Consider the following 11397-nt stretch of genomic DNA (forward strand, 5'->3'; position numbering starts at 1 on the left):
GGTTTGCCGAGGCTTGTCACCCGTTGAGGTTCAAGCGATATTCAGTATGATTACCAAGGTTAGAGCCGTTGACCTTGGGCAGCCTAGAAATAGCGCAATCAACCTCAAATTACTATGGCCCTACAGCTTTATCTGCTAGCGTCGCTGATGGTTTTTCTGTTGGCCATTGGTCCATTTTTACGCGATCCATCCAACCCAAGATATCGGTTGGGTAGCTGGATATTCCTGGGGCTGGCGGTGGTGCTCAGCCCCATTACTCTGCCTAATATGCTGAAAAAGCGGATCAGCAAACGATGCTCATCCGCTTCTGTTGTGATGTCTAAAGCCTAAATTGGTACGGCTAATTTAGGCTTTGGATTGCTCTCTGCTGCTAGTGATGATGACCGTGGTCGTGGCTGTGGCCATGATCGTGACTGTGGCCGGGCAGGTGGTGATCGTGGGTGTGCCCGTGGTGGCTGTGTACCGCCGCCGCCTGCGAGGCTGCAAGCGAGGGGTTGATGGCCAGAGCGTCTTCTTCTAGCAGATCGGCGATGTGCTTGTCGGCCCAGGTAGCGGCCATCGCCAAAAAGGCGGGGTCGTCGTTGACGCAGGGCATTTGCACGTAGGTGACGTGGGGATGCTTGCGGCGCAGCCCTTCGATAATGTGCTCGACATCGAGCAGGGTTTCGTGGTTTTCGGTGGCGAAACCGATGGGCATAAACACCAGGGCGGTGGCCCCCAGGTCAATCAGGTTGCGGGCAGCGAGGTCTGCGTTGGGCTGGGTCCACTTGATCAGCGGCGTGTCGTGGTTGAGCCAGCCAACCGAAATCAGCGGATACTTGTAAATCAGCTTATCTCGCACTTTGTCGTAGAGCTTTTGGCTTTCGTCGATGCCGGAGGTAAAGCCCTTGGCCTCGTGGGGACAGCCGTGGTTCATCAGCACGATGCCGGTTTGGGAGGGCAGGTGGGCAACGGCCAGATGACTCTTGATTTTGTCTTCGACCATTGAGGCCAGATAGTCGATGTAATCGGGCGCGTCAAAGAAGGAGGGGATGTAGCGCATACCCTGCACCCAGTGCTCGGTGCCATCGGACAGTTTGGCTAGCGCATCGTTGACCTGCTCGATCGCAATGCCGCTGGTGAAAATAGAGTCGACGACCAGCAGAGGGTAGATCAATAGCTTGTCGTAGCCCTCGGCCTTGACCTGCTCTAGCACCTGCTCGGGGAGGAAAGGCTTGCAGAAGTTGAAGGCTTTGAAGACTTTGATGCGATCGCCCCAGCGCTCTTTTAAGTTGGCCTCAATGCCAGCTCGCTGGGCTTCAAAAATAGCGTTGTGGGGGGAGATAAAGTTGCCGTGCTGGTGGCTCCACTCGTGCAGGTCAAAGGCGGCCAGCAGCTTGGCCAGCGGAGGATAAACCCAGGTGGGAACGGGGGCAAACTTGGCGGTAAGCAAATTGAGGGCCTGCTCGTTGTAGTTGGCAAAGTCTTCGTAGCTTTCGACTTCGCCGTAGCCCATTAGCAGCACCGCGACCCGGCCATCGCCTGCGGGGGAAGGGTGAGCGTGAGATGCAGACGTTTGCCTAACGTCGGGAGTTGCAACCATAGTCCTGCTCTTTTGAAGTGTCGTTCTCTACAGGCTAACATCCCCCCGTGGGGGATAAACATTAACAAAACCAGCAGGTTAGCCAAAGACTATCAAACTGGTCCAGCCAGGACAGCCTGTCAGGGCATGCTACTGAGCTTAACCAGGGGACACTATCTCTCCGGAGACATATTTGTGGTGACGATCACAATGCTCTCTAAGCAGGGGCAGTCTGGAGGTGGGTCGCAATTGCCCCTAGAAACTCCTGCTCCAGGTAGGGCTTGGTGAAGTAGTCGGTGGCCCCTAGCTGCATCGCCAGCCAGCGGTGCTTATCGTTGCTGCGAGAGGTCAGCATCAGGGTGGGAATGGCGGCCAGGGCAGGGTTTTGGCGGCGGGCGGTGAGAAACTCAAAGCCGTTCATGTTGGGCATTTCAATATCGCAGACGATCAGCCTTACCGCGGGGTTTTGAGCGAGCTGCTCCAGGGCTTCTTGGCCGTCGCGGGCCTGCAAGACGCGGTACCCCGCCCGCTCTAGGGAAAGAGCCAGCGTGCGGCGAGAGGTAACGGCATCGTCGACCACCAGGACGGTGGTGGCAGCGTGCAGGATGACCGAGGGAATTGCTTCTTTAGGGGGTAAAGGTTTTTCTGGCGCTGCCTCTAGATCATGGGACGCAGGGCGGTTGAGCAGATGGTCTAAGAAGACCTGACCGTCGATAACGGGAATGACACTGCCGTCCCCCAGCACGGTGCAGCCGTAGGCGTAGGGGGGCGGGCTGAGGGCGCTGCCAAAGGGTTTAATCACCGATTCTTGCTCGGTTACTAGGCGATCGACCTGGATTGCAACGTAGCGGCGGTTTGAGGCCGATTCTAGCTGGCGATCGCCCCGGTCTAGAATCAGTACTGGCGCTTCCCAGTCGGCGGGGGAGGGCACGGCGGCCAACACCTGGCTGAGGGGAAGTTCGGGCCGTAGACAGCGGTAGGATAGCAGTTTGCTGAGGCTATAGACGGGCACCTGCTGGTCGTGCCAGGTGAGCCAGGTTTGGTCGGGCTGCTGGTTGAGCTGATGCGATCGCGGCACCAAAATTTCGGTAATGCTATCGCTGCGAAAGGCGATCGGCGTAGACCCCACAAAGCAAATCAGCAGGTTGACGATGCTGAGGGTCATGGGCAATGACAGGGTAAAGCGAGTGCCCGCCCCCGGCACTGACTGCACTGTAACCGTACCCTTGAGCCGCTGCAGCTGGTCTTGCACCACGTCTAGGCCCACCCCGCGCCCCGACAGATCGCTGACCTGTTGGGCGGTCGAAAAGCCCGGCTCAAACAGATAGCGATAGAGCTGGTCGGCGGTGGCGGTGGCGACCTCGGCTCTTGACAACCAGCCCAGGTCTATCAGTCGCTGGCGCACGCGCTCTAGGTCGATGCCCCGGCCGTCGTCGCTGACCTCAATGGCGATCTGGCGACCCCGATAGCAGACTCGCATGGAGATCTGGCCGGCCCAGGGCTTGCCCTGGCGATCGCGTTCTTCGGCAGGCTCTAGGCCGTGGTCAAAGCCGTTGCGCAGCAGGTGCAGCAGCGGATCGTAGAGTTTTTCGAGCACGGCTTTGTCGACTAGCAGAGCCGTCCCCTCTAGGCTGAGTTCGGCGGGCTTGCCGTAGGTATTAGACAGATCGCGCAGCACGCGCGGAAAGCGGTTGAGCACCTGGCCCATGGGCACCATGCGGGCGTACATCAGGTCTTCTTGCACCTGGGAGAGCATTTTGCGGTGCTGCCCCAGCAGCTGGTCGGCCTGGCGGTTAAACAGCGCGATATCGGCGGCGGCTTCTTCGAGCTGCACCATTTCTTCAAGCAGGGTTTGGGTATGGGTGTACAGGGTGGTGTAGGTGTCCATTTCCAACGAGTCGAAGCCAGGAATAGTTGAGCGCTGAGCCGGGGCAAACCCACCAATAGCCACCGGCTGACGCTGGCGATCGGGGGTAATCAACATTTGGTCTGAGATCTCTTGCAGCTGCTCTACGGTGGCCCGTACTCGCTCAAAGCGGCTGATCAGCTCCCTTAGGCCCAGGCGAATTTGATTGGTTTGTAGAGCCAAACCGTTGCGGTTAATGGTCAGTTCGCCGAACTGATTGTCAAGGCGGGTCAGCCGCTGGGTATCAACACGTACCGTGAGGCTGGCGGGGAGGGAGGGGGAGGGAGGTGGGTCGGGTAAGGAAGGTGAGGAAGATAACGGTGGTGAGGGGGTTGGGTTGTCTTCGGCGGCGAGGCTTGACTCCCCAGGGGTAAACATGGATTCGAGGGAAAGCTCTGAACCTGGGAAAGAAAAAGGGCTGCTGGTGCTGTCTGGTGTCGAGGTTGCGGGGGCGAAGACGTCAGTGAGGGATGGACTGAGGGGCGTGGGGTTTGACGGTAGAGCTAAATCAGCTGCCGCTGGGGATTGGGTCTCGGTTAACCAGGCCAGGGCATCGGTTGCTGAGAGGAGGTCTTCATTCCAGGTGGCATCGGCCAAATCGTCGTCGCCAAAGACCGAGGCTAAGAACTGCTCTGCGGCGGCCTCTAGGGGAAGGTCTAAGTCTGGCTCTAGGGGCGATTCTGGCGATAATTCTAGAAACGGATCAGGGGCTGTTGCCAGGGCTTGCAGCGCCGCTGAAGGAGCCCCCCCGGTGGTGGATTTGCTTGTTAAAACCGCTGCTCGGCCCTGGCGAAAATCTGCGATCGCCAGCTGGGTAACTTCTAGCGCATGGTCTGGGTTGGCGGCCAGGGCCTGTAGGGCTGTCTCAGCAATCTGGGCAAAACCAGGCAGGTCGAGCAGTTCGGCAAAGCCCAAAAAAATTTCGGCCTGGGCCCGCAACTCTCCCGCGACCTCGTGGGCCTGAGGGTTTTCTAGCACTCGGGCCAGGTGGTCTAGCCCCTGCTGTACATCAACGTCAAAAATAGACGTTGCCATGTCAAACCCCAGATCTGAGGAGCTGGGGATGAAATTTTCGGTTTCAGCCATGGCGCTAGCCAGGTGCTGCTCCAGCTCCCGCAAGACGGGTTCGGCCAGCGCCAGTGCCTGGTCGCTGTCAAAGGTTCCCTCGGTGAGCTGCTGGGTGAGGGGCAGCCGCAGACAATCGTAGGCTCGCAACAGCTGGCTTTCCAAATTGCTGTCCACCACGACTGCTTCACTGTAGAGCGCCTTAAACAGAGCTTCGAGCCGGTGGGCGATCGCCTTAATCGACTCCAAACCAACGCTAGCCGCCCCACCCTTAAGCGAATGCGCCGCCCGCATAATCTGGTGAATGTCTGCTGTGTGGCGCTGCTGCCCCAGGGTGAGCAACCCCGACTCAATGGTTTGCAGCAGCTCCGGGGCCTCTTCTACGAAGAATTGGTAGGCCTGATCGCGGATGTGGGAGTTGGTTGCCATGGCGGGGGAGGGAGGGGAGGGGGTGGGTAGGAGGGTGGGCGAGTGGGCGGGTGGGTGAGTGGGCGAGTAGATGAGTGGATGGGTGGATGGGTGAGTGAAGCTGTGGGGGGTGTGGACGCGGGGCGGATTGCCGCAGGGTGGGGATGAGAAGTTGAGGAGGATGGAGTTAGTGGTGGGCAGTGCCCATCCTATGGGGCTGGAGAAGCGCGCAAAGGATGGGCGAAATTGCAAGGGATGGCTGAATTGTTTAGGGAAGGTGTTCGCAACTGCTGGGCTTGCCTACCCGCCTACCCGCCTACCTGCCTCCCATCCACCCCTCTAGCTCACCTTGAACCGCCCCACCTCTTCCTGCAACGCCTGGGCAACGGAGCGCAGCTGACTAAAGGCATCGGCGACCTGGTTGGCGGCGCTGGAGTTTTGGCTGGCGGTGGCGGCAACGCTGGTCATGGTTTCGCTGACCACTTCAGAAACCTGGGACTGGACGATGGTGGCATCGGCGATCGCGGCTACCAGCGCACTAATCTGTCGGCTGACGGCGGTAATTTGGTTGAGGCTCTGGCGGGTTTCATCTACCAGCTGGGTGCCGGTGACTACCTGTTCGGTGCCGGTTTCCATGGCAGTGACTACGGCGTTGGTCTCGGCCTGAATACTGGCGACCAGCGTTTCGATTTCGGTGGTGGCTTCGGCTGACTGACGGGCCAGTTCGCGCACTTCTTCGGCAACCACTGCAAAGCCTTTGCCGCCTTCTCCAGCGCGGGAGGCCTCGATGGAGGCGTTGAGGGCGAGCATGTTGGTTTGGGCCGCAAAGCCGCTAATCAGGTTCACCACGTTGGAGATTTTTTGGGACGATTCACCCAGGCGCTTAACTTTTTTGGCGGTGTCGGCCACGGTTTCGCGAATCGCCATAATGCCGTTTACCGTGCGGTTCATGGCGTCGTCGCCCTGGGCTACAGTTTGCTCGGCTTCGAGCACGGCTGCTTCGGCTTTGGCGGCGTTGGTGGCTACCAGCTGTACCGAGGTCGCCATCTCCTGAATGCGATCGAGGGCAGCCAGAATGTCGGCGGCCTGCTGATTGGCCGACTCGGCCAGGGTGCGCACCGAGGTCTGACTGGTGTCGGTGGTGGCGGCCACCTGGCGAGAAGCATCTTGCACCTGCACCACAATTTTGCGCAGGTTGGCAATGGTGGCGTTGTAGGAGTCGGCCAGGGTGCCGATTTCGTCTTCGGTAACCTGGGCTCGCACGGTCAGGTTGCCCTGGCTAACGGGGTCAACATCCATCAGTAGTTGCAGGGCGCTGCGCTGCAGCCCTTCTTTTAGCAGCCGCTGTTCTTCGGCTAGGTTGCGGGTGCGCTCGATCAGTTTGACCCGCTCAATCACCAGGCCCAGCTGTAGACCCAGCTGTTTAAGAAAGCTAATTTCATTTTCTTGCCACGGGTGTACGGCCTGACAGTGATGGGTAATCAGCAGACCGTAGAGCTGGCTCTGGCTAATGATGGGCACCCCCAAAATTGACTTGACCTGGAGATTTTGTAGAAGGGCCTGGTGCTCGGGATGAAAGGCGGCACTGGCGACGTTGTTTTCGAGCAAAATGCCTTCGGCCTCGTACTTACTGCGGGTTGCGGCAGGAATACAGGGATCGCTTAGCTGCTGCTCAAAGGCGCTGGGCCAGCGGGCTTCTACCGATTCGGCCACAACTTTGCCACTCCAGTCGGGGTTGAACTGGTAGATGACCACCCGATCGGAGGCGAGAATATCGCGAGTCTCGGCCACCAGGCGTTCATAGACAGGCAGCAGCTCGTTGGAGTCGATAATTTTGGCACCGGTGATGGCGGCGGCCAGGTTGGCTCGGCGGGTGTTGAGGGTTTGCTCGCGCAAAAAGCCGCGCACCTGCACAACCAGCTGGTTAAAGGTTTGGGCCAGGGTCTGAGCTTCAGACGATCCGATCAGGTCGGCCTGGGCCTCGAGGTTGCCCTGGGAGACTTCCTGAGCTGTATTGGCCAGGGCACCGAGCGGCGATGAGATTTGCTGGGCGATGGCACGGGTTAGCAGGGCGGCCACCCCACCCAGCACCAGCCCCAACAGCCCCAGGGTGATCAGGTTGTCGCGGCCAGCGGCGCGAATTTCGGCGACATCCATCGATGCGATCGCCACCCAGTTCAGCCTGGGTACCGTGGCCAGCGAATACTGCTTGCCCTGGTAGGTAAAGGTTGCAACCAGGTTTTCTAGGCCACCAGCGATCGCAGTCGATACCGCTAAATTTCTGACCGGAAAGGCCGATGAAAGCTGCCGTTGAAGGTCGTTGGGGGCTGTTTCGGCCTGAACGGCTTGAGTCATGGCGTTGGCTAGTTCACGAACTACCTCGTTGCCTGTCAGGTTAAGAGATCGTGGGGTGAGGGCGACTTCTTGGCCCTTTTCGTTGAAGGTGGCCAGCACGTAGTTAGAGCTGGGTTCGAGCAACTGCACCTGCTGAGAGCCTTGAATACCAGCATTGGTCAGGTACTCGCTGAGCTGCTCAAACTCAAGGGCGGTAATAAAAAATTTCACCGCGCCTAAAAATTCGTTGCTGCTGGGGTCGCGAATGGCGTGGCTAAAGTCGATGCCAACTCGAAAGGTAGAGGCGTCGTAGCCGGGCTGGCCAAACCAGAACCCGTCGCTTTTGGCCCGTTCCCACCAGTCTTCACCCGCCTGCACAAAGTTGGAGGGAATGCTGCTGTAGCCCACATTTAAGCCGTTGGCTTCGGTGACAATAACCTCGGCGAATTGTTTAACGGCGGCGGTTTGGGCCAGGTAGTCGTTAAAAACAGGGTTGGTGGCCAGCTGCTTGCGCAAAATAAACTGCGACTCCAGGGTTTCTTTGGGCACCTGCTGCAGCTTCAGGTTGGCGGTCAGGGCGCGATCGCGGCGAACTTTGTCTAGAATCAGCGGGTTTTGGGCAAAAACCTGGGCAAAGGCAATTTGCTCACTCATGTTGATGCCGACGGTTTCACTTGCCAGTAGAGCCTGCCCCTGAAGCGCCTGGTTGATGGTGGCGCGGGTGCGGCTTTGGGTGAGGGCATAGGTAATCAGGCCGCCGACCAACAGCGGCAGAAGGCTCAGGGGCAGTACCGTAGAGAGCAGCTGCTGCCGCAGGCTGCGGCCAGCGAAGTAGGTTTTGGCAAAGCGGTTTGAGGGGGCGGCGCTGGGGTTTTGCACTAGCAAATCGGTCGCCGTCACGGTGGGAGTTTGGCCGCGGGGATTAGATTTAGATAGAGAGGGAACCTGAGTCATAGGGAGTAACCTTAGAAGTTCAATTAAGTTGGCGGCAAAAAACGTTGATATATCTTCTGGCGATAGGGTTAGGGCTGAGCCATAGCCGCCAAAACCGCCGTGGCGTCTAAAACCAGCTGCGGCTGGCTGTGGCTGCCGGGGTAGCAGCCCTGGAGAAAGGGCTGCAGGCCCGGTTCGACGGCTGCGATCGCGCCCTCCAGTCCGTCGAGCAGGGGTTGCATGGCGGCGGTGGGGTAGGTCACCATGGCCTCTACGGCACTGACCACCAGCCCCAGAGTCGGTGGCTGTTCCTGGGCAGGCCGATCGCTGTCGTAGGGGGGCTTAACCACCACTACCGTGTGTCGGGTGGTGGCCTCGGCCTGGTGGTACCAGGGCGCGAACCCCAAAAAGTGGCCCAAATCGGCAATCCACAGCATGTCGCCCCGCCAGTTGTAGATGCCCACTACCCAGGGGGCCATGTCAAACATCGGTATCACCTGGCCAATGGACAGCTTCATGATTTCGACCAGGTTGTCCCCCGGCAGCAGCAGGGGCAGATCGCCATTCACCGTCACCTGCAAAAACTGCGCTTCGGCGGTGTCGGCGATGGCCTCGGGCAGGGCGTTTTCCAGCGGTTGGGATTGCAGGTTGGGGTGTGCAGGGCTTTCAGGAGCGATCGCAGGGTCAGCATCCATAGTTCAGAGTTTCGGATTTCGGGTTCAGAGTTTTGGGTTTCAGGTTTAGGGCAGGCCGTGCACCTTGAACCTAAAACCTGTCGCCTTTGGCTGGGCAATTGCCTAGACTTTGACCAACTGATTCACGGCCTTGAGCAGTTCGTCCTGATCGATGGGCTTGGCTAGGTAGGCGTCGGCCCCCTGTTTTAGGCCCCAAAACTTATCCATTTCGGTGCCTTTGGTCGAGCACATAATTACGGGCACCTGCATGGTGCTGGTGTCTTCTTTGAGTTCGCGGCAAATTTCAAAACCGCTGCGATCGGGCAGCACAACATCGAGAATAATCAGATCAAACCGATGGCTTTTAACCTGCTCAAACGCTTCGGCGGCACTTTGTGCGGTGAGTACAGTAATGCCGCGATCGCGCAGACAAAGCGTCAGAATTTCCTTATCGGTCAGGCTGTCTTCGACAATCAAAACTTTGCTCATGGGTACACCTTGTGTGGATAAGGGAGGTAGGGAGATGAGTGGGTAAGTGAAAGGATGGGCGGCTTAGGTGCGAGTGAGGGCGAGGTGCTTGCGAATAACGGAGAGAATCACAATCGGCTCCATAGGTTTACTCAAAAAATCTGTGGCTCCTAGCAGGCGGGCGCGCACCTGGTCGACCAGACCGTCGCTGCCGCTGAGAATTATGATGGGAACCGCTTTAAAGCGGGACATTTTGCGCAGGCTGCTGCAAATTTCGTAGCCGTTTGTGTCGGGCATGACCAGGTCTAAAAACACCAGATCTGGCTTTTGAGCCAGCAGTGTAGGAATCGCCTTGGCCCCTTCGGTAATCGGCACAAAATCGTACCCCGCCGCCCGAATCACCTGCCCCATCGCTTTGCAAACCATCGGGCTGTCGTCCACACAGGCAATTTTGAGGGGGCGCTGGTGATCTGCGATCGGTGGGTCTCCCCCACCTGGGGCCGGAAAGTCGGCCACCTCGACCAGGCCTATCCAGCCAGCCTGAATATAGGGCTGTAGCGCCTGGGTGAGATTGAACACGTCTTGCCCCAGTTTGACCGCCAGGTCGCGCAGGCTGCGCTGACCATCGAGCAGCTGCATCAGCGAGGCATAGACCCCCGGCGACACCTGCGCCCGAATCGGCTCTGGATGCTGAATGACCGGGGCCAAGTTGGGCGAGTAGGCTTCTAGCCCTCCCTCTAGCCAGGCCTCCCAGCGGTCAGTCACCGAGGGCAGCAGCGCGGCTTCGTTAATGGCGATGGGCACCTGGCCGGAGTCAAGCGCAGGCTGTCGAGCGAGCTGATATTGAGCTTCGGGGGTTTGCACAACATCAAAGAGAATGTCGGCCACAATATTGGTGCTGATCTCCTGCAGAGCCTGGGGAGAGAGTCGTCCCTGGCTGAGCCAGTTGTGCAGTAGGTGGTAGTCCCAGCCGTCCAGCCAGCTAGCCGTGGAGCTAGCCACTAGCGATTTTTGCAGCGTCTGGTAGCTGAGGTCGAATTCTGGCAAACGGGCCTGGGCCTGGCGATACCACTGCCGTGTGGGGTGTACCCCGCCGTGGCCGTAAACGACCTGACCCCGGTTAAAAAATAGAATCCATTGGTGCCCCTCGGGGGCAGACCAGGTGAGCTTACCGCTAAAATTTAGACGTTTGAGAACCGGAAAAATTTGCAGCTTTTTAATGCGTAAATAGTTGACAATGGGTTTAGAATACTGGGCTGATCTGCCATTCATATCTAGAGCCTGACTTGGTAATAGTTTTGAGTTTTTAGGCTCGATTTAGTTCGGCACGATGTCGGCGTAGCGTCACGATCGCTAAACACGACTGTGCGCTAGGCTGACCCAAAGACTTTGCCGTTCATCTAACTTTTTATGAATAAAATGATGACTAAATCATCCCAAGTCTGACTATAGAAATCAATCGTTCTAACTCATGGATCTAAGTTTTTTAGAAATTTCTTTATAAGTATTAAGATCGGGCTGTTTTGGCGAAAGTTTTCCGGGCGATGTTCTTAGGAAAGCAGGGCATCGACATCGAGTAAAAACAAAGGGGGCTCGGTGTCGCTGAGGGTGACCAGGGTATTGATGCCCTGGAGATGGTTCATCATTAAGTAGGTGGTGGGGATGGGGCTAAAGGCCGACTGGCGCGCCCGTTTGAGGCTGGGGATGTCATCGATTAACAGCCCTAGCAGGCCAAAGCGCGGCGAGTCAACCACCAAAATGGCCTGGAGGGGCTGGTGGTCAATATCTGTGGCCGGGTCGCCATGTCCCGGCAGCAGCGGCGCTGACTGATAGATGCGATCGGCTACATCCATGATCGGAACGGTCTCTTGATTGAGCTGAGTTAATCCCAGGCCCGGGCCCGGAGCCTGACTCGCCGGGGGAATGACCCGACGAGCCATGGCCAGGGGCAGGCAAAACCAGTTGTGGCGCAGCGGAAAGGCAATCAGCCGCAGCGAGGGTTCTGGCGTGGGCAGACGGCGGTAGCGGGCGAGGGCTGTCATGGGAGA

Annotated in this window: 8 protein-coding genes; 1 reads left to right on the plus strand and 7 read right to left on the minus strand. The window is 58.2% G+C overall.

The annotated features are described in order from the left end of the window. Positions 1-114: 114 nt before the first annotated feature. Positions 115-330 carry a hypothetical protein gene (locus IQ265_RS21805; RefSeq protein ID WP_194057464.1) on the plus strand — a complete coding sequence of 72 codons (216 nt, stop codon included), beginning with the start codon at positions 115-117 and terminating at the stop codon, positions 328-330. A 40-nt stretch (positions 331-370) separates the two neighbouring features. Here IQ265_RS21805 and IQ265_RS21810 read toward each other — a convergent pair whose 3' ends face one another. The 7 genes from IQ265_RS21810 to IQ265_RS21840 form a co-directional block, all read right to left on the minus strand. Continuing rightward, the gene (locus tag IQ265_RS21810) at positions 371-1582 is read right to left on the minus strand and encodes a ferrochelatase (protein ID WP_194057466.1); all 1212 of its coding nucleotides are present in this window, start codon (positions 1580-1582) and stop codon (positions 371-373) included. A gap of 196 nt (positions 1583-1778) precedes the next feature. After that, positions 1779-4961 carry a response regulator gene (locus tag IQ265_RS21815; RefSeq protein WP_194057468.1) on the minus strand — a complete coding sequence of 1061 codons (3183 nt, stop codon included), beginning with the start codon at positions 4959-4961 and terminating at the stop codon, positions 1779-1781. Between the two features lie 318 nt (positions 4962-5279). Further along, complete coding sequence (locus tag IQ265_RS21820) at positions 5280-8228, minus strand: methyl-accepting chemotaxis protein (RefSeq protein WP_194057470.1); 2949 nt, start codon at positions 8226-8228, stop codon at positions 5280-5282. Between the two features lie 68 nt (positions 8229-8296). After that, entirely contained in the window at positions 8297-8902 is a 606-nt protein-coding gene (locus IQ265_RS21825; RefSeq protein WP_194057472.1) for a chemotaxis protein CheW, read from the minus strand. A gap of 102 nt (positions 8903-9004) precedes the next feature. Continuing rightward, the gene (locus IQ265_RS21830) at positions 9005-9370 is read right to left on the minus strand and encodes a response regulator (protein ID WP_194057474.1); all 366 of its coding nucleotides are present in this window, start codon (positions 9368-9370) and stop codon (positions 9005-9007) included. A gap of 63 nt (positions 9371-9433) precedes the next feature. Then, positions 9434-10621: a response regulator gene (locus IQ265_RS21835; protein WP_194057476.1), complete on the minus strand. Its 1188-nt coding sequence runs from the start codon at positions 10619-10621 to the stop codon at positions 9434-9436. A 278-nt stretch (positions 10622-10899) separates the two neighbouring features. Beyond that, positions 10900-11391: a chemotaxis protein CheW gene (locus IQ265_RS21840; protein ID WP_194057478.1), complete on the minus strand. Its 492-nt coding sequence runs from the start codon at positions 11389-11391 to the stop codon at positions 10900-10902. Positions 11392-11397: the final 6 nt, after the last annotated feature.

Source organism: Nodosilinea sp. LEGE 06152 (assembly GCF_015207525.1).
GTDB lineage: Bacteria > Cyanobacteriota > Cyanobacteriia > Phormidesmidales > Phormidesmidaceae > Nodosilinea.

Bases quoted from the DNA above. Each gene is read 5' to 3' on its own strand.
- IQ265_RS21805 (WP_194057464.1), top strand. From the start codon at position 115: ATGGCCCTACAGCTTTATCTGCTAGCGTCGCTGATGGTTTTTCTGTTG.
- IQ265_RS21810 (WP_194057466.1), bottom strand. From the start codon at position 1,582: ATGGTTGCAACTCCCGACGTTAGGCAAACGTCTGCATCTCACGCTCAC.
- IQ265_RS21815 (WP_194057468.1), bottom strand. From the start codon at position 4,961: ATGGCAACCAACTCCCACATCCGCGATCAGGCCTACCAATTCTTCGTA.
- IQ265_RS21820 (WP_194057470.1), bottom strand. From the start codon at position 8,228: ATGACTCAGGTTCCCTCTCTATCTAAATCTAATCCCCGCGGCCAAACT.
- IQ265_RS21825 (WP_194057472.1), bottom strand. From the start codon at position 8,902: ATGGATGCTGACCCTGCGATCGCTCCTGAAAGCCCTGCACACCCCAAC.
- IQ265_RS21830 (WP_194057474.1), bottom strand. From the start codon at position 9,370: ATGAGCAAAGTTTTGATTGTCGAAGACAGCCTGACCGATAAGGAAATT.
- IQ265_RS21835 (WP_194057476.1), bottom strand. From the start codon at position 10,621: ATGAATGGCAGATCAGCCCAGTATTCTAAACCCATTGTCAACTATTTA.
- IQ265_RS21840 (WP_194057478.1), bottom strand. From the start codon at position 11,391: ATGACAGCCCTCGCCCGCTACCGCCGTCTGCCCACGCCAGAACCCTCG.